Here is a 17,897-nt window from a genome sequence, read left to right as displayed (position 1 = left end):
GTCGGCAGCGTCCAGGGCGTCGTCGTCCAGGCCAGCGCGCGGACGGCGGTGAGGCCGAGCGTCTCCGCCTTCGCCCCGGTGAGCGGGAACGTCACCGTGACCGTCTGATCCTGGCGCATCTTGTAGACGTCGTCGTCCATGCGCAGCTCGTGGTTCGAGAGCGGCGTCTGGTCGCGCCAGCAGTACGGGAGCACGCGGTAGCCCTCGTAGGCGAGCCCCTTGTCGTGCAGCGTCTTGAACGCCCACACCACGGACTCCATGAAGCCGGTGTCGAGGGTCTTGTAGTCGTTCTCGAAGTCGACCCAGCGCGCCTGGCGGGTGACGTACTCCTCCCACTCCTTCGTGTAGCGGAGCACGGAGGAGCGCGCGGCCTCGTTGAAGGCCGCGATGCCCATCTCCTCGATCTGGCTCTTGTCGGTGATGCCGAGCTGGCGCTCCGCCTCGAGCTCCGCGGGCAGGCCGTGCGTGTCCCAGCCGAAGCGGCGGTGCACCTGCTTGCCGCGCATGGTCTGGAAACGCGGGAACACGTCCTTCGCATAGCCGGTCAGGAGGTGACCGTAGTGCGGCAGGCCGTTCGCGAACGGCGGGCCGTCGTAGAAGACCCACTCGGGGGCGCCCTCGCGCTCGTCGATCGAGGCCTGGAAGGTGCGGTCGGCCTTCCAGAAGGCGAGCACCTCCTGCTCGACCGCCGGGAACGACGGCGACGGCGTGACGGATGACTCGGGGTCCTGACCCTTGGGGTACAACGCTCGCTCCTGCAGTGATCTCCTGGTCACGAGGACGGCGCGTTCCTCGAACGCCACCGCGGTACCACCCCGCTTGCCGCACCCGCCGTGGATGCGACCGCTCGCTCTTCAGCTGTGACGGGCTGGTCCCGTCCGGTTCTAGTGACCTCGGGCGGGCCCGAGACGTTCTTCCGGAGACTCCCCGGTGATGGCCGGATCGCAGTCGTTGCGACGAGTCTACCGGGTCGGGGGCGACGGCGCGTCGAGCTGCGGGGCGAAGCCGCGGCAGACGGGTCCGACGGCGATCCGGACCTGCTCGACGAGCTCGCCGCGCTCGACGCCGGCGCTCGCCCAGTCGGCGGCCCCGCTCACGAGCGCGGCCACTGCGGCGCTCGCCGCGGCGCGGACGATCGGGTCGCCGGGCGCCCGGCCGGAACGAGCGGCGAGGAAGGCCGCCAGCGCCGCGGTGACGACGAGGAAGCGTTCGAGGCCCGAGGCGCGGAAGTCCGCCTCGCCGCCGATCGCCTCCCGTTGGCTGATCGCGAGCGGGACGCCCCGGTGCGGATGCCGAGCGGCGAGCCGGAGCAGCGCGGCCTCGAGCGCGGCGGTCGGCGAGAGGTCCTCCGGCACCTCGTCGAGCACCGCGGGAAGGGCGCGCAGCGTGTCGTCCACGTCGAGCCAGAGCAGATCCGACTTGGTGGCGAGGTAGTTGAAGAAGGTGTTCCGGCCGACCCCGGCGCGCTGCGCGATCTGGTCGATGGTGGTGCGGGCGTAGCCCTGCTCGAGGAAGAGCTCCCCCGCGGCATCCTCGAGCGTCCGCCGCGACGATGCGCGGGGTCGCCCGCCGCGCACGGGTCGCACCGCCGCCGCGCCGGATCCGTCGCGCGCGCCCAGGGCCCCGGAATTCGTCATAGACTCATTATGGACTGAGTACCGAAACTCGTCGGATCCCCCTCGATCAGGAGCCCCTCCGCGCATGCCCGCACCACGCAGCCGCACCGCCGCCCGCCTCGTCCTGCCGCTCGCGGCCGTCGCCGCACTCGCGCTCGCCGGGTGCACCGCCGCGGGCCCCGGCACCGCCTCCTCGACGCCGAAGCCCGGCGGCACGCTCGTCTACGCGACGGGAGACGCCGAGCCCGACTGCCTCGACCCGCACGTCGGCGGCAACTACCCGCAGGCCCTCCTCGCCGGCCAGGTGCTCGAGTCGCTCGTCTCGCTCGATGACGATCGGAAGGTCATCCCCTGGCTCGCCGAGCAGTGGACCACGAGCGACGACGGGCTCAGCTGGGACTTCACCCTCCGCGACGACGTCGTGTTCACCGACGGAACCCCCTTCGACGCGGCGGCGGTGAAGGCGAACATCGAGCACCTCCAGGACCCGGCCACGCAGTCCTCCACCGGCTACCTCGCGGTCGGCAAGGTCGCCTCCGTCGAGGTCGTCGACGACACCACCGCCAGGTTCCACCTCAGCGCCCCGGACAGCGCGCTGCTCGAGTCCCTCGCCCAGCCATGGACCGCGATGCAGTCGCCCGCCGGCATCGCCCGCGGCATGGAGGAGAACTGCCGCGCACCGATCGGCTCCGGCCCGTTCGTCGTCTCCGAGTGGGTGCCGCAGGACCACGTCTCCCTGGTGCGCAACGACGACTACCACGGCGGTCCCGCGGATCGCGGCCGCGACGGCGCCGCCTACCTCGAGGGCATCGAGTGGCGCTTCCTCCCCGACGCCGCCTCCCGCTATGCGGCGCTGCAGGCCGGACAGGTCGACGTCATCGACAACGCCCAGCCCGACGCGCTCCGGCAGGCCCGCGAGGGCGCCGACGGGCTCGTCGAGATCGATGCGCCCCGTCCGGGCGCCTCGAACCGCATCGAGCTGAACTCCGGACAGGCCCCCTTCGACGACGAGCGCGTGCGTGAGGCGTTCATCCGCGCGGTCCAGGTCGATGCGGGCATCGACAGCCTCTTCTTCGGCACCGCCGAGCGGAGCCACTCCGTGCTCTCGAGCGTCGAGCCGCTCGCCTACTCCGAGCCGAGCCTCTTCGAGCCCGATCTCGACCGGGCGAACGCCCTGCTCGACGAGGCCGGCTGGTCCGCGAAGGGCGCGGACGGCATCCGCACCAAGGACGGCGCGCGCCTCACGCTGCGCTTCCCGGTCTCGACGAACCAGTCGATCCCCGCCGAGCAGTCGCTCTTCGAGCAGATCCAGGCGACCGCCAAGGAAGCCGGGTTCGAGGTCCAGCTCGAGCCGCTCGACCTCTCCAGCTGGTACGGCGCCCTGTTCGCGCACGAGTACGAGCTCGTGAGCGCGCCGTACACGAAGATCGGGCCCGACGTGCTGCGGATCCTGTACCACAGCGACAGCATCGTCCCGGCGCCGAGCGGGTACTTCGCGAACCTCGCCCAGCTCTCGGATCCCGAGCTCGACGCCCTCCTCACCGACGCCGCCTCGGCGTCCGACCCGGACGAGCGCGCCGCGGACTACGAGGCCGCCCAGCGCATCATCCTGGAGGGCTTCTACGCCCTGCCCCTGTACGACCAGCAGAACCACTACCTGCACCGCGACGCGGTCCAGGGCGCCCGAGCGCTGCCCACGGTGTCGACGCCGTGGTTCGCCGACGCCTGGCTCGCCGACTGAGGCGATGCGGGCCCGCCGGTTCCGCACGATCGCGCTCCGCCTCGGCGGGGCGCTGTTCGTGCTGTGGGCGGTCGCGACGCTGACCTTCTTCGCGATCCACCTGGTCCCCGGCGATCCCGCCCAGGCGATCCTCGGCGGGCCGGGCTCCCAGGCGCCGCAGGAGACGCTCGATCGGGTCCGGGCCGAGTACGGGCTCGACCAGCCGCTCGTCGTGCAGTACGCGGCGATGCTCGGCAGGCTCCTCACCGGGGATCTCGGCACCTCCTACTCGCTGAAGGCCCCCGTGGCGGAGCTCATCGGGGGCCAGCTCGTCGGCACGCTGACGCTCGCCCTGGCGGCGCTCGCGCTCGCCTGGCTGCTCGCCGTCGGGCTCGCCCTCTGGTCGACCGCGCCTGGCAGGATCGCGCGCGGCGTCGCGGGGGCCGTCGAGCTCACCGCCGCCGCGCTCCCCCACTTCTGGCTCGCGACCGTGCTGATCGCGGTCTTCGCGACCGGGCTGCGCTGGCTGCCGCCGGTCGCGAACGGCGGCCCCGCTGGGCTCGTGCTCCCCGTCGTCACGCTCGCGATCCCGCTGGCCGGATTCCTCGCCCAGCTGATGCGGGAGCATCTGCTCGACGCGCTCGAGCAGCCGTTCACCGTCTCGGCGCTCGCGCGGGGCGAGTCGGGCGCGGGCATCCGGCTGCGCCATGCGCTCCGGCACGCCGCCCTCCCCGCGGTGCAGCTCTCGGGCTGGGCGATCGGCTTCCTCATCTCGGGCGCCGTGGTCGTCGAGACGATCTTCGCGATGCCAGGACTCGGTCGTACCCTGCTCCGCGCCACCGAACTCCGCGACGTGCCGCTCGTCACGGGCGTCGTGCTCGTCGTGGCCCTCGTGTACGTCGTCATGACCGTCGCGACCGACGTCATCGCCGCGATCGCCGACCCACGGATCCGGCGGGCCGCGGCATGAGCGATCTCGAGCTCAGGGTCGGCTCGACCGGCGCATCCGGTGGCGGCGCACGGGGGCGGGCACGTCGCCGGGCCGGTGCCCGCGGGTGGCGGATGCCTCGTCCGAGCGTCGCCCTCGCCGCGGCCTTCGTCGGCTTCCTGCTCCTCGCCGTCGCGTGGCCGGCCCTCCTCGAGACGGCACCGCCGGACGCCATCGCACCCGCGGAGGCGTTCCAGCCGCCGTCGGCCGCCCACTGGTTCGGCACCGACGAATCGGGCCGCGACGTCTACAGCCGCCTCGTGGCGGGCACCGCGCCCTCGCTCCTCATCGGCGTGCTCGCCACCGCCATCGGACTCGCCCTCGGGCTCGCGCTCGGCGGTCTGGCGGCGCTCGGCGGGCGAGTGCTCGACTTCCTGGTGGGCCGGGTGAACGAAGTGCTCTTCGCGTTCCCCGGCATCCTGCTCGCCCTGCTCGTGATCGTGCTCTGGGGCCCGGGCCCCGTCACCGCGACGATCGCGGTCGGGCTGTCCACCGCGCCCGGCTACGCCCGGATCATCCGCGGCGAGCTGCTCGCCATCCGGGAGTCCGGCTACGTCGAGGCGGCCCGCGTGCTCGGGCACGGCCGCGCACGGATCCTCGGGGCCCACATCCTGCCCAACGCGCTGATCCCGATCGCGGCGCTCGCGATGCTCGGCGTCGGGCAGGCGGTCGTCTGGGCGTCGTCGCTCAGCTTCCTCGGCCTCGGCGCCCAGCCGCCCGCCGCCGAGTGGGGGGCGATGCTCGCCGCCGGTCGGACGTATCTCGCTACCGCGTGGTGGCTCACGGTCTTCCCCGGCCTCATGATCGTGGCGACCACGCTCGCCACGACCGTGCTCGGCCGCGCGCTCACGGCCGGGGACGGAGGGCGTCGATGAGCGGGGACACGGCCGCCGGGCCCCCGAGCGCGCCGGTGCTCGACGTCACCGGGCTCCGGGTCGCGTTCGGCGGACGGGAGGTCGTCCGCGGACTCGATCTCCAGCTCCGCCCCGGACGCATCGTGGCCGTCGTCGGCGAATCCGGTTCCGGCAAGAGCGTCACCGCGCGCGCCCTGCTCGGCCTCGCCGGCCGGGATGCCGCGGTGGCCGCCGAGCGCTTCGAGCTCGACGGCGAGGACGTCCGTGGCGCCGGTCCACGGCGCTGGCGACGGCTGCGCGGGGCGAAAGTCGGCCTCGTGCTCCAGGACGCCCTCGCCTCGCTCGATCCGCTCCGACCGATCGGCCGGGAGATCGGCGACCCGCTGCGACTGCACCTCGGCCTCCGGCCCGCCGCGGCACGGACCCGGGTGCTCGAGCTGCTGGAGCGCCTCGACATGCCGCACCCCTCCCTCACGATCGACCGCCGCTCGGGCGAGCTGTCCGGCGGCATGCGTCAACGCGCCCTCATCGCCGCCGCCGTCGTGCTCGACCCGCCCGTCCTCATCGCCGACGAGCCCACGACGGCCCTCGACGTCGGCGTGCAGGCGAACGTGCTCCGACTCCTCCGCGACGCCGCCGATCGCGGCACCGCGGTGCTCCTCATCAGCCATGACCTCGCGGTCGTGTCGCACGTCGCCGACGAGGTGCTCGTCCTCGCCGACGGAGAGGTCGTGGAACAGGGGCCCACCGCGTCCGTGCTCGGCGACCCCGTCCATCCGGCGACGCGCGCGCTCCTCGCCGCGGTGCCGGCCGACGTGCCCCGCGGCGTCGCGCTCCTCGGCGAGGAACGCCTGGCGGGGCTCGCGCCCGTCGCCGTCGCGCGCGAGCGATCGGGCGCCGACATCCGCCCGACCCCGGAGGCGACCGGCCCGCTGCTGGAGGCGGTCGGACTCCGCCGCGTCTTCCGCTCGCGCGGCGCGGAGCAGCTCGCGGTCGACGACGTCTCGCTCGCGCTGCGGTCCGGCCGCACCCTCGGCCTCGTCGGCGAATCCGGCTCCGGGAAGACCACCCTCGCGCGACTGCTGCTCGCGCTCGAGCACCCCGATGCCGGGGTCGTCCGACTCGACGGCGGGCCGTGGAGCGAGCTCCGCGAGGCGGCGCGCCGGCCCCTGCGCCGACGCATCGGGGCGATCTGGCAGGACCCGTACGGCTCGTTCGACCCGCGCTGGGGGGTCGAACGCCTGCTCCGAGACGCGCTCGCCGCCGGTGAGCAGCCGAGCGGCGAGGGCGCGGTGCGGGAGCTGCTCGACCTCGTGCGCCTGCCGGGCACGACGGCGACGAGGCATCCGCTCGAGCTCTCGGGGGGCCAGCGCCAACGGATCGCGATCGCGCGCGCGCTCGCCGCCCGTCCCGAGATCCTCATCGCCGACGAGCCCGTCTCCGCGCTTGACGTGACGGTGCAGGCCGCGATCCTGGACCTCCTCGACGAGCTCCAGCGCGAGCGCGGACTCGCGCTCCTCCTCATCTCCCACGACCTCGGTGTCGTCCGCCACATGAGCGACGAGCTCGCGGTGATGCGGCACGGCGCCGTGCTCGAGCACGGGCCGGCGGAGCAGCTCTTCGCCGACCCGCAGCACGCCTATACCACGGCGCTCATCAGGGATTCTCCGCGACTCGCCTTCGGGCCGGATGCACGCGGCACCGCCGGCACCCGGTAGGCTGGAGCGTCGCACATTCAGGCACCCCCACTGACTCGGTGCCGCACATACCGAACCGGAGCACCATGACCGACACCGCGCGAATCCCCGAGAAGCCGGCCCTCGAAGGCCTCGAGACGAAGTGGGGCGGCGTCTGGGAAGACCGGGGCACCTACCGCTTCGACCGCGAATCGGCGACCCGCGAGTGCATCTACTCGATCGACACTCCCCCGCCGACCGCCTCCGGTTCGCTGCACATCGGGCACGTCTTCTCGTACACGCACACCGACGTGGTCGCGCGGTTCCAGCGCATGCGCGGCAAGCACGTGTTCTACCCCATGGGCTGGGACGACAACGGCCTGCCCACCGAGCGCCGGGTGCAGAACTACTACGGCGTCCGCTGCGACCCCGCGCTCCCCTACGAGCCGGGCTTCACCCCGCCGTTCGAGGGCGGCGAAGGCAAGAGCGTCAAAGCGGCCGACCAGGTGCCGATCTCGCGCCGCAACTTCATCGAGCTCTGCGAGCGCCTCACCGTCGAGGACGAGCAGCAGTTCGAGGCCCTCTGGCGCAGTCTCGGCCTCTCGGTCGACTGGACCCAGTCGTACCGCACCATCGCCGATGAGGCGCTCTTCACCTCCCAGCTCGCCTTCGTCCGCAACGTCGAGCGCGGCGAGGCCTACCAGGCCCTCGCGCCGACGCTCTGGGACGTGACGTTCCGCACCGCCGTCGCCCAGGCGGAGCTCGAGGACCGCGAGCAGCCCGGCCACTACCACCGGGTCGCGTTCCACCGCCCCGACGGCGGCACCGTCGAGATCGAGACGAGCCGCCCCGAGCTCCTGCCGGCGTGCGTCGCCCTCGTCGCCCATCCCGACGATGAGCGCTACCAGCCGCTCTTCGGCACCACCGTGACGACCCCGGTGTTCGGCGTCGAGGTGCCCGTCGTGGCGCACCACCTCGCCCAGAAGGACAAGGGCACCGGCATCGCCATGATCTGCACCTTCGGCGACGTGACCGACGTCGTCTGGTGGCGCGAGCTCCAGCTGCCGAACCGCGCGATCATCGGCTTCGACGGCCGCGTCGTCGCCGAGGCGCCCGAGGCCATCACGAGCGAGGCCGGCCGGGAGGCGTACGCTCAGCTGGCGGGGAAGACGACGTTCTCGGCCAAGCAGGCCGTCGTCGAGCTCCTCCGCGCCTCCGGCGAGCTCCTCGGCGAGCCGAAGGCGATCACGCACCCGGTGAAGTTCTTCGAGAAGGGCGACCGCCCGCTCGAGATCGTGTCCACCCGGCAGTGGTACATCGTGAACGGCGCCCGCGACGAAGACCTGAAGGAGCGCCTGCTCGGCCGCGGTCGCGAGATCGACTGGCACCCCGACTTCATGCGCGTGCGCTACGAGAACTGGGTCGGCGGCCTCTCGGGCGACTGGCTCGTGTCGCGCCAGCGCTTCTTCGGCGTGCCGATCCCGGTCTGGTACCCGCTCGACGGCGAGGGCAACCCGCGCTTCGACGAACCGATCGTGGCCACCCGCGAGCAGCTGCCGGTCGACCCCTCGTCGACGCCGGCCCCGGGCTTCGACGAGGCCCAGCGCAACGCGCCGGGCGGCTTCATCGGCGAGCACGACGTGATGGACACCTGGGCGACGTCCTCGCTCACCCCGCAGCTCGCGGGCGGCTGGGAGCGCGACCCCGAGCTGTTCTCGCTCGTCTTCCCGTACTCGCTGCGTCCGCAGGGGCAGGACATCATCCGCACCTGGCTCTTCTCGACCGCGCTCCGCGCCGAGCTCGAGCACGGCGTCGCACCCTGGTCGAACGCCTCCATCTCCGGATTCATCGTGGACCCCGACCGCAAGAAGATGTCGAAGTCGAAGGGCAACGTCGTGACGCCCGCGGGCCTCCTCGAGCAGCACGGCTCGGATGCGGTGCGCTACTGGGCCGCGTCCTCGCGACTCGGCACCGACGCCGCCTTCGACCCGCAGAACCCGACGCAGGTGAAGATCGGCCGCCGCCTCGCCATCAAGGTGCTGAACGCGGCCAAGTTCATCCTCACCTTCGAGGGCGACGCGGATGCCCCGGTGACCGAGCCGATCGACCGCAGCATGCTCGCCGCGCTCGAGACCGTCGTCCAGCAGGCCACGAAGGCGCTCGAGGGCTACGACCACGCCCGGGCGCTCGAGCTCAGCGAGACCTTCTTCTGGACCTTCTGCGACGACTACCTCGAGCTCGTCAAGGAGCGCGCCTACGGCGAGGCGAGCGCCGAGCAGGCCTCGGCCGTCGCCGCGCTGAAGACCGCGCTCTCGGTGCTGCTGCGCCTCTTCGCCCCCGTCATCCCGTTCGCGACGGAAGAGGCGTGGAGCTGGTCCAACGAGGGCTCGGTGCACACTGCGAGCTGGCCCGCCGTCGAGGAGCTCGCTGCGCGCGGCGAGGCCGGCGTCGAGCTCCTCGAACTCGCGAGCCTGGCGCTCACCGGCATCCGCCGGGCGAAGACCGACGCGAAGGCCTCGCAGAAGACGCCCGTCTCGCGCGCCGTCATCGCCGCACCGGCGGATGCCGCCGCACTGCTCGAGGCCGCCGCGGGCGACCTGCGGGCCGTCGGCCGCATCGAGACGCTCGAGTTCGCCTCCGGCGAGGCGCTCGAGGTGCGCGAGGTGGAGCTGGCGACGCCGGCCGAATGACCTGGAACCATGGGGGAAGCATGACCACGATCGACATCCGCCTCGCCGAAGAGGGCGACTTCTTCGGCTGGCTGCCGCTGTTCGAGGCGTACTGCCGTTTCTACGAGACCGATCTCGACGACCGCAAGGCGCTCACCGTCTGGACCTGGCTCCAGGACGAGCAGCACCCGTTGCGCGCCGCGCTCGCGGTCGACGCCGAGGGCACGCCCGTCGGGCTCGCGCACTTCCGTGCGGTGCCCGACACACTGAGCGCGACGACCGGCGCGTACCTCGACGACCTGTACGTCACGGAGTCCGTGCGCGGCAGCGGCGCCGGCCGCGCACTCATCGAGTTCGTGCACGCCCGCTCCGCTGAGCTCGGCCAGGGCGGCGTCAGCTGGATCACGGCGGCCGACAACGAGCCGGCGCAGGCGCTCTACGACCGGATCGCGCGCCGGACCTCGTGGGTCACCTACGAGATGGACGCCTGATGCAGCTCGGCACCCGCTGGCCGTTCGGCAGCACGCCGCCGGCCTCGGTTCCGGCCGAGACGCGCGCCCGGGTCGCCGCGCTCGAAGCGACCCGCGCCGACGGCGCGGGCCGCACCTGGACGCTCACCTGGCTCGAGGGCCGGGCGATCGTCGAGCTCGACGACGGCACCGTCATCGACGGCGACACGCTCCGTGACGCCGCCGCCCTCGGCGACCCCGACGACGGCGACGACTGGTAGGCAGCCGCGCCGGCTCGCCGTTCCTCGCCGGGCCTACCTGGTGGCTCGCCGGGGCTACTTGGTGGCGATGATCTCGCCGTGCGGCATCAGCAGCCAGCCGTCGGGATCGGCCGCCCAGTCGCGCCAGGCCTGGGCGATGCGGGCGAGCTCCTCGGGGTTCGAGTGGCCGGACTCGATGGCGTGCGCCGCGAAGTTCGACTCGGTGGCGCGCACGGCCCAGGCCCCGCCCCACCACTCCCGGTCGAGCTCCGAGGCGAAGACCCACACGGCCCCGGTGCCGGTGAGATCCGTGAATCCGGCCTCGCGCGCCCACGCCGTCAGGCGTCGTCCGGCGTTCGGCTCCCCGCCGTTCCAGCGGTGCACCGCGTCGTACAGCTCCAGCCAGCGGTCGAGTCCCGCGGAGTCGGGGCTCCAGATCAGCCCGCCGTAGTCGACGTCGCGCGCCGCCACGACCCCGCCGGGGCGGAGCACGCGGCGGAACTCGCGCAGCGCGTCGACCGGGCGACCGAGGTGCTGCAGCACCTGGTGGGCGTGCACGACGTCGAAGCTGTCGTCGGGGAAGTCGAGGGCGTACGCGTCGCCGACGGCGAACGAGACGTTCCCGACACCCTCGCTCTCGGCGAGGCCGGCGGCCTGCGCCACCACCTCGGCCGAGGCGTCCACACCGGTCACTCGGCCGGGCGCGACGCGTCGGGCGAGGTCGATCGAGATCGTGCCCGGGCCGCTCCCCACGTCGAGGACGTCGAGGCCGGCGCGGAGGTGCGGCACCAGGTACGCCGCGGAGTTCTCCACGGTGCGCCAGGAATGGATGCGCAGGACGCTCTCGTGGTGTCCGTGGGTGTATGCGTCGCGGGGCGTGGTCGTCATATCGGCAACATTACGCGCGCCCGAGGGTCTGTGACGTCGGACGACGGATGCCCCGGCCAGCTGCTGCTGACCGGGGCATCCGGATGGTGGTTCGTCAGATCGCGAAGCCGAGGGCGCGCATCATGTCGCGGCCGTCGTCGGTGATCCGCTCGGGCCCCCACGGCGGCATCCACACCCAGTTGATGCGGAAGGCGTCGACGACGCCGTCCAGGGCCTGCGCGGTCTGCTCCTCGATCACGTCGGTGAGCGGGCAGCCGGCGCTCGTCAGCGTCATGTGGATGACGAGCGCGTTGTTCTCGTCGTCCCAGCCGAGGTCGTAGATCAGGCCGAGGTCGACGATGTTGACCCCGAGCTCGGGGTCGACGACGTCCTTCAGCGCCTCTTCGACCTCGTCATAGCGCTCCGGCGCGAGTGAGGTGACCATGGTCAGATCCTACGCCCGGGTCACTCCGCCGCGGCGGGCTCGGCGACCTGGTAGCGGTCGTAGCCCTCTTCCTCGAGCCGGTCGGCCAGCTCGGGACCGCCCTGCTCGGCGATCTTGCCCGCGACGAAGACGTGCACGAAGTCCGGCTTGATGTAGCGGAGGATGCGCGTGTAGTGGGTGATCAGGAGGATGCCGAGGCCGGTGTTCTCCTTGGCGCGGTTCACGCCCTCCGAGACGATCTTCAGCGCGTCGACGTCGAGACCGGAGTCGGTCTCGTCGAGCACCGCGAACTTCGGCTTCAGCAGCTCGAGCTGGAGGATCTCGTTGCGCTTCTTCTCGCCGCCGGAGAAGCCCTCGTTGACGTTGCGCTCCGCGAAGGCGGAGTCCATCTTGAGGTTGCCCATCGCGGTGCGGACGTCCTTCACCCAGTGCCGGACGCTCGGCGCCTCGCCGTCGATCGCGGTCTTCGCGGTGCGGAGGAAGTTCGTCACCGTGACGCCGGGGATCTCCACCGGGTACTGCATGGCGAGGAAGAGGCCGGCGCGGGCGCGCTCGTCGACGGACATCTCGAGCACGTTCTCGCCGTCGAGGAGGATCTCGCCCTCGACGACGGTGTACTTCGGGTGGCCGGCGATCGTGTAGGCGAGGGTGGACTTGCCGGAGCCGTTCGGGCCCATGATGGCGTGGATCTCGCCCTCGTTGATGACGAGGTCGACGCCGCGGAGGATCTCGCGGGTGCCCTGGTCGGTTTCGACGTTGACGTGCAGGTTCTTGATCTCGAGCACGGACATGATCTGGTTTCTGGTCTCTTTCGTCGTTCGGCTCGCGGCCGACTGGATGCTTGGGCTGAGCGCGTCGCTCAGACGGTCACGGTGACCGCGGGGTCGATCAGGACGTCGCCGCCCGAGATCTCCACCTGGTAGACGGGGACCGGCTCGTAGGCCGGGAGGGTGAGGGGCTTGCCGGTGCGCAGCGAGAACTTGGACCCGTGGGCCCAGCACTCGAGCGTGTCGTCCTCGACGAAGCCCTCGGCGAGCGAGATGTCGCCGTGGGTGCAGGTGTCGCCGATCGCGAACACGTCGCCGGCGGCGTCCTTCACCACGGCGATCGGCACGCCGTCGAGGACGAAGCGCGACGCCTGGTTCTCGACGAGCTCGTCGACCCCGCAGACCCGGACGGCGGCCATCTCAGGCTCCCTGGAGTTCGGCTTCGAGAGCGGCGGTGAGGCGCTCTTCGAGCTCCGCGACGCCGATCTGCTGGACGATCTCGGTGAGGAAGCCGCGCACGACGAGGCGGCGCGCCTCCTCCTCCGTGATGCCGCGGGCCATGAGGTAGAACAGCTGCTCGTCGTCGAAGCGACCGGTGGCCGAGGCGTGCCCGGCGCCCTCGATGTCGCCGGTCTCGATCTCGAGGTTCGGGATCGAGTCGGCGCGAGTGCCGTCGCTCAGGACGAGGTTGCGGTTCTGCTCGTAGCTGTCGGTGCCGACCGCCGCGTTGCCGATCAGCACGTCGCCGATCCAGACGCTGCGGGCGCCCTCCCCCTGCAGCGCGCCCTTGTAGGTGACGCGACTGCGGGTGTTCGGCGCATCGTGGTGCACGTACACCTGCTGCTCGAGGTGCTGGCCCGCGTCGGAGAAGTAGAGGCCGAGCGCCTCCACGTCGCCGCCCTGCTCGGCGAGGTGCGTCGACGGGTTCACCCGGACGACCTTGCCGCCGAGCGAGACGACGATGTGCTTCAGCTTCGCGTCGCGCCCGATGCGGGCGAAGTGGCTCGCGAGGTGCACGGCGTCGTCGTCCCACTCCTGCACGGAGACGACGGTGAGGTTCGCGCCCGCGCCGACGAGGATCTCGACGTTCTCGGTGAGACGCGCCTCGCCGGTGCCGCCGAGCACGACGAGCCCGCGGCTGTTCGGGGCCGCCTCGATGACGGTGTGCGCGGCCCGCGGCGTGGAGCCGAGGCCGGTGCGGGTGACCGTGGCCACCTTCGCGTCCTCGCCGGTGACCCGGACGAGGAGGGCCTCGCCGAAGTTCGTCCAGGCGTTGGCCGAGGCGCGCTCCTCGGGAGTGCCCGCGGTGCCGATGCGGGCATCGTCGCGGGCGATCCACTCGACCGCGATGCCGTCGGCGCCGTTCGTGTCGAGCTCGAGTCGGGCGCCGTCGAGCTCACCCGAGGTGAGGTCGGCGAAGGCGGCGACGGGTGACAGCTTCCATTCGTGCTCGCGGCCGGTGACGGGGGCGAAGTCGGCGACCTCCGTCGAGCGGAAGCGCTCGGAGCGGGTCTGCACGGGGACGACGGGGCCGTCCGAGTGGGCGACGAGGCCGTGCTGCGCCGCGGTGGGCATGGCGGTGCTCTGCGTTGCGACGGTCATTGCTTAGCCGACCGATCCTTCCATGCCCATCTCGATGAGCTTGTTGAGTTCCATCGCGTACTCCATCGGCAGCTCGCGTGCGATGGGCTCGATGAAGCCGCGCACGATCATGGCCATCGCCTCGTCCTCGGGGATGCCGCGGGCCATGAGGTAGAAGAGCTGCTCCTCGCTGACCTTCGAGACGGTCGCCTCGTGGCCGAGCTGCACGTCGTCGACGCGGATGTCGATCGCCGGGTAGGTGTCGCTGCGGGAGATGGTGTCGACGAGCAGGGCGTCGCAGCGGACGGTGTTCGCCGCGTGGTGCGCGTTCGCGTCGACGCGGACCTCGCCGCGGTAGCCCGCGCGACCGCCGCCGCGCGCGATCGACTTCGAGACGATCGACGACTGCGTGTAGGGCGCCATGTGGATCATCTTCGCGCCCGCGTCCTGGTGCTGGCCGGGGCCGGCGAAGGCGACCGAGAGCGTCTCGCCCTTGGCGTGCTCGCCCATCAGGAAGATCGACGGGTACTTCATGGTCACCTTGGAGCCGATGTTGCCGTCGATCCACTCCATGGTGGCGCCCTCGTGGGCGACGGCGCGCTTCGTGACCAGGTTGTAGACGTTGTTCGACCAGTTCTGGATCGTCGTGTAGCGCACGCGTGCGTTCTTCTTCACGATGATCTCGACGACGGCCGAATGCAGCGAGTCGCTCTTGTAGATCGGGGCGGTGCAGCCCTCGATGTAGTGCACGTAGCTGTCCTCGTCGGCGATGATCAGCGTGCGCTCGAACTGGCCCATGTTCTCCGTGTTGATGCGGAAGTAAGCCTGCAGCGGGATCTCGACGTGGACGCCCTTCGGCACGTAGACGAAGGAGCCGCCCGACCAGACGGCCGTGTTCAGCGCGGCGAACTTGTTGTCGCCGGCCGGGATGACGGTGCCGAAGTACTCCTCGAAGATCTCGGGGTGCTCCTTGAGCGCGGTGTCGGTGTCGAGGAAGATGACGCCCTGCTCCTCCAGGTCCTCGCGGATCTGGTGGTAGACGACCTCCGACTCGTACTGCGCCGCGACGCCGGCGACGAGGCGCTGGCGCTCGGCCTCGGGGATGCCGAGGCGCTCGTAGGTGTTGCGGATGTCCTCGGGGAGGTCTTCCCAGCTCTGGGCCTGCTTCTCGGTCGAGCGCACGAAGTACTTGATGTTCTCGAAGTCGATCTCCGAGAGGTCGGCGCCCCAGCTGGGCATCGGCTTCTTGTCGAAGAGTTGGAGCGCACGAAGGCGACGCTGGAGCATCCACTCCGGTTCTTCCTTCAGACGCGAGATGTCGGCCACCACCTCCTGCGAGAGTCCGCGACGGGCCGAGGCCCCCGCGGCATCAGAGTCGGCCCAGCCGAACTCGTACACGCCGAGTCCTTCGAGCTCTGGGCGGTCGATCAGTACGTCCGTCATGCTCTCCTCTTCTCCTTCCCTGCGACCGGCTATCAGACCGGCTCACCGTGCGCCGTGAATCGAGGTGTTCGCGACGACTGGTGATGTGCGGGTGGCTCCATTGCGAACCTAAGATGGCAGAGAGGCCGAGCGCGCGATTCGCCGCGCCGGGCCCGCCATCTGATCAAGTCTATAGGGTCGCCCCGACACTGGCTCCGTTCCACGCGACCCGGATGAGGAACTCCGCGTGAACCGCCCGAGCACCGGCCTGCACGTCCCGACGAGCCTGCGCATCTTCGCGTGGCTGTCGTTCATCGCGGAGACGACGATCATCGCGACGGGCGGCGCCGTTCGGCTCACCGGATCCGGGCTCGGCTGCCCGACGTGGCCGACCTGCACGCCCGGCTCCCTCGTGCCGACCGAGGAGCTCAGCTACCACAGCCTCATCGAGTTCGGGAACCGTCTGATGACGGGCGTCGTGGGCATCATCGCGCTCGTCGTGGTGCTGCTCGTCTGGCGCATCCGCCGCGAGCGCCGCGACCTGTGGGTGCTCTCGCTCGTCGTCATCGGCGGCATCGTCGCGCAGGCGATCGTCGGCGGCATCACCGTGTGGACCGGTCTCAACCCATTCATCGTCGGCTTCCACTACGTCTCCTCCCTCGTGCTCGTCTGCATCACGGCCGCGTTCCTCGCGCGCCTCGACGCAGTCCCCGGGCCGCGCGAGCTCGCGGTCCCCCGCTGGTATGCGATCCTCACGCACGTGACGACCCTCGTCATGGCCGTCTCCATCGCCTTCGGCGTGCTGACGACCGGCGCGGGGCCGCACTCGGGCGACTCGGAGGCGGGCCGCAACGGCTTCGAGGCCGAGATCCTCGAGCACATCCACGCCTGGCCGGGGTACCTGCTGCTGGGGCTCACGGTCGTCCTCGTCGTCGTCGCGGGCATCCGCAAGTTGCCGACGCTGAGGTGGACGGTCGTGCTCCTCGTCGCCGAGCTCGTCCAGGTCGCCGTGGGCCTCTACCAGGCGCGGAACGGCCTCCCGGTGCTGGCTGTCGGCATCCACATGGTGCTCGCGGCGCTCACCGCGGCGGCTCTCACCCTGGTGGTGCTGCACCTCAAGCGGCCGGTCGCCGCCGGTGCACGGGAGTCCGCGCGCGCCGAGGCCGTCAGCGCCGCCTGACGCGCCGCCGCGCCGCTCCGAACCCTGCTGCGCCGGAGGAGTTCGCCCTCGAGGGAGGATCGGATCCACGACGGAGGCCTCCCGGGGCGTGGATCTCCTCCCCAGGAGCAGGCGCCCGGCGACGCCGTGGACGGTCGGTAGAGCCGCGCCCGCGCCGAGCCCGAGCCGGCGCCGAGCCCGCGCCGCGGGCGAGACGGTCCTAGAAGGGCAGCAGCGGGTCGATGCCGACCGCGAGGAAGACGAGCGACAGGTAGACGATCGAGCCGTGGAACACGCGCATCGGCGAGACCTGCTCGTGCCGGATCGCGAGGTTGTAGAGCCGGTGCGTCTCGTAGATGAACCAGGCGCCGGTGACGACGGCGACGGTCGAGTACACGAGGCCCATGCCGGCGATCGGGATGAGCAGCAGCGAGCACGCGACGGTCGCCCACGCGTAGAGGATGACCTGGAGCCCGACCTGCGCCCGGCCCCGCACCACCGCGAGCATCGGCACGCCCGCGGCGGCGTAGTCGGCCTTGTACTTCATGGAGAGCGGCCAGTAGTGCGGCGGCGTCCACAGGAAGATGATGAGGAAGAGGATGACCGGCGGCCAGCTCAGGTCCTCGGTGACCGCGGCCCAGCCGATGAGCACCGGCATGCAGCCCGCGATGCCGCCCCAGACGATGTTCTGCGCCGTGCGGCGCTTCAGGATGAGGCTGTAGAAGACGACGTACAGCAGGATGGCGGCGAGCGAGAGCAGCGCGGCCAGCCAGTTGGTGAAGACCCAGAGCCAGACGATGGATGCCGCGCCGAGGCCGTAGGCGAAGACGAGCGCCTCACGGTCGCTCAGCTCGCCGGTGACGAGCGGTCGGCCCTGCGTGCGCTTCATCACCCGGTCGATGTCGCGGTCGATGTAGCAGTTGAACGCCCCGGCGCTGCCGGCGCTCATGGCTCCGCCGATGAGCGTCGCGATCAGCAGCCAGAGATCGGGCAGCCCCTGCTGGGCGAGGATCATGGTCGGCGCGGTGACGACGAGCAGGAGCTCGATCACGCGCGGCTTCGTGAGGGCCACGTAGGCGCCGAGCTTGCGGCGGAAGGTCGACGGGGCCCGGGTCTCGGTGGTCTCGCCTGTTGCCTGCATCGCTCCTCTTCCGGTGACGCCGCGCTGGTGATCGCGCGCGGGCACGCCGCCTCCGATTCTAGGCCATCCCCGCGCCGGCGCGGGGCCCGCCGCGTCGACGGGGCCCGCGACGTCACGAACGGCCACGGCCGACTCCCCCACTCCATATACTGAGGAAGAGCGCGCCCGATGGCGCGGTACCGAGCTGCCGACGAGTCGTCGACGATCGGGACCGACGGTCAGGGCTCCACCGCGCCGCAGCGATTCCCTGGCGGGCCCGGGGGCCGGTCGGCTCCCGCGACCC

The 17,897-nt window shown here is 71.6% G+C and carries 17 protein-coding genes; 8 read left to right on the top strand and 9 right to left on the bottom strand.

The genetic code is table 11. From position 1 onward, the window contains the following. Positions 1 to 746 (bottom strand): class I tRNA ligase family protein (locus tag ROT00_RS02750; protein ID WP_404772134.1); only part of this gene is annotated, 746 nt, incomplete at its 3' end. A gap of 216 nt (positions 747 to 962) precedes the next feature. Further along, positions 963 to 1,637, bottom strand: coding sequence for a TetR/AcrR family transcriptional regulator (locus ROT00_RS02745; protein ID WP_404772133.1), 675 nt, complete (start codon positions 1,635 to 1,637; stop codon positions 963 to 965). Between the two features lie 64 nt (positions 1,638 to 1,701). On the opposite strand from ROT00_RS02745, the gene ROT00_RS02740 reads away from it, so the two are divergent. From ROT00_RS02740 to ROT00_RS02710, 7 genes are all read left to right on the top strand, one after another. Further along, on the top strand, positions 1,702 to 3,357 hold the full coding sequence (locus tag ROT00_RS02740) for an ABC transporter substrate-binding protein (RefSeq protein WP_404772131.1): 1,656 nt from the start codon (positions 1,702 to 1,704) through the stop codon (positions 3,355 to 3,357). Positions 3,358 to 3,361: 4 nt separating this feature from the next. Further along, positions 3,362 to 4,306 carry an ABC transporter permease gene (locus ROT00_RS02735; RefSeq protein ID WP_404772130.1) on the top strand — a complete coding sequence of 315 codons (945 nt, stop codon included), beginning with the start codon at positions 3,362 to 3,364 and terminating at the stop codon, positions 4,304 to 4,306. 92 nt (positions 4,307 to 4,398) lie between these two features. Continuing rightward, positions 4,399 to 5,199 carry an ABC transporter permease gene (locus ROT00_RS02730; RefSeq protein WP_404772128.1) on the top strand — a complete coding sequence of 267 codons (801 nt, stop codon included), beginning with the start codon at positions 4,399 to 4,401 and terminating at the stop codon, positions 5,197 to 5,199. Continuing rightward, positions 5,196 to 6,896 (top strand): dipeptide ABC transporter ATP-binding protein, encoded by a 1,701-nt coding sequence (locus ROT00_RS02725; RefSeq protein ID WP_404772127.1) that lies wholly within the window; start codon positions 5,196 to 5,198, stop codon positions 6,894 to 6,896. The genes ROT00_RS02730 and ROT00_RS02725 overlap by 4 nt, the downstream gene beginning before the upstream one ends. Positions 6,897 to 6,961: 65 nt before the next feature. Then, positions 6,962 to 9,544, top strand: coding sequence for a valine--tRNA ligase (valS, locus tag ROT00_RS02720; protein ID WP_404772126.1), 2,583 nt, complete (start codon positions 6,962 to 6,964; stop codon positions 9,542 to 9,544). Positions 9,545 to 9,564: 20 nt separating this feature from the next. Beyond that, positions 9,565 to 10,014, top strand: a complete 450-nt coding sequence (locus ROT00_RS02715; RefSeq protein WP_404772125.1) for a GNAT family N-acetyltransferase — start codon at positions 9,565 to 9,567, stop codon at positions 10,012 to 10,014. Continuing rightward, positions 10,014 to 10,253: a hypothetical protein gene (locus tag ROT00_RS02710; protein WP_404772123.1), complete on the top strand. Its 240-nt coding sequence runs from the start codon at positions 10,014 to 10,016 to the stop codon at positions 10,251 to 10,253. Before ROT00_RS02715 ends, ROT00_RS02710 begins: the two co-directional genes overlap by 1 nt. Positions 10,254 to 10,307: 54 nt before the next feature. Here the strand turns inward: ROT00_RS02710 and ROT00_RS02705 are convergent, their stop codons facing one another. The 6 genes from ROT00_RS02705 to sufB all read right to left on the bottom strand — a co-directional run bounded on the left by ROT00_RS02705 (position 10,308) and on the right by sufB (position 15,335). Then, positions 10,308 to 11,120, bottom strand: coding sequence for a methyltransferase domain-containing protein (locus tag ROT00_RS02705; RefSeq protein ID WP_404772122.1), 813 nt, complete (start codon positions 11,118 to 11,120; stop codon positions 10,308 to 10,310). A 94-nt stretch (positions 11,121 to 11,214) separates the two neighbouring features. Next, entirely contained in the window at positions 11,215 to 11,544 is a 330-nt protein-coding gene (locus ROT00_RS02700) for a metal-sulfur cluster assembly factor (RefSeq protein WP_404772120.1), read from the bottom strand. A gap of 20 nt (positions 11,545 to 11,564) precedes the next feature. Continuing rightward, positions 11,565 to 12,335 carry a Fe-S cluster assembly ATPase SufC gene (gene sufC / locus ROT00_RS02695; RefSeq protein ID WP_404772118.1) on the bottom strand — a complete coding sequence of 257 codons (771 nt, stop codon included), beginning with the start codon at positions 12,333 to 12,335 and terminating at the stop codon, positions 11,565 to 11,567. A 68-nt stretch (positions 12,336 to 12,403) separates the two neighbouring features. Beyond that, positions 12,404 to 12,730 carry a non-heme iron oxygenase ferredoxin subunit gene (locus tag ROT00_RS02690; RefSeq protein WP_404772117.1) on the bottom strand — a complete coding sequence of 109 codons (327 nt, stop codon included), beginning with the start codon at positions 12,728 to 12,730 and terminating at the stop codon, positions 12,404 to 12,406. Between the two features lies 1 nt (position 12,731). Next, positions 12,732 to 13,913 (bottom strand): Fe-S cluster assembly protein SufD, encoded by a 1,182-nt coding sequence (gene sufD, locus ROT00_RS02685; RefSeq protein WP_404772116.1) that lies wholly within the window; start codon positions 13,911 to 13,913, stop codon positions 12,732 to 12,734. A gap of 3 nt (positions 13,914 to 13,916) precedes the next feature. Then, a complete protein-coding gene (gene sufB, locus ROT00_RS02680) occupies positions 13,917 to 15,335 on the bottom strand; it encodes a Fe-S cluster assembly protein SufB (protein WP_404772115.1) in 1,419 nt (472 codons plus the stop codon). A gap of 226 nt (positions 15,336 to 15,561) precedes the next feature. On the opposite strand from sufB, the gene ROT00_RS02675 reads away from it, so the two are divergent. Beyond that, positions 15,562 to 16,494: a COX15/CtaA family protein gene (locus tag ROT00_RS02675; RefSeq protein ID WP_404772113.1), complete on the top strand. Its 933-nt coding sequence runs from the start codon at positions 15,562 to 15,564 to the stop codon at positions 16,492 to 16,494. A gap of 199 nt (positions 16,495 to 16,693) precedes the next feature. On the opposite strand, the gene ROT00_RS02670 is transcribed toward ROT00_RS02675, so the two are convergent. Further along, positions 16,694 to 17,614 (bottom strand): heme o synthase, encoded by a 921-nt coding sequence (locus ROT00_RS02670; RefSeq protein WP_230763456.1) that lies wholly within the window; start codon positions 17,612 to 17,614, stop codon positions 16,694 to 16,696. Positions 17,615 to 17,897: the final 283 nt, after the last annotated feature.

Source organism: Agromyces mediolanus, assembly GCF_044917495.1.
Classification (GTDB): domain Bacteria; phylum Actinomycetota; class Actinomycetes; order Actinomycetales; family Microbacteriaceae; genus Agromyces; species Agromyces mediolanus_B.
The sequence above is the reverse complement of the archived record's forward strand: the minus strand, read 5'-3'. Positions and strand labels throughout refer to the sequence as shown.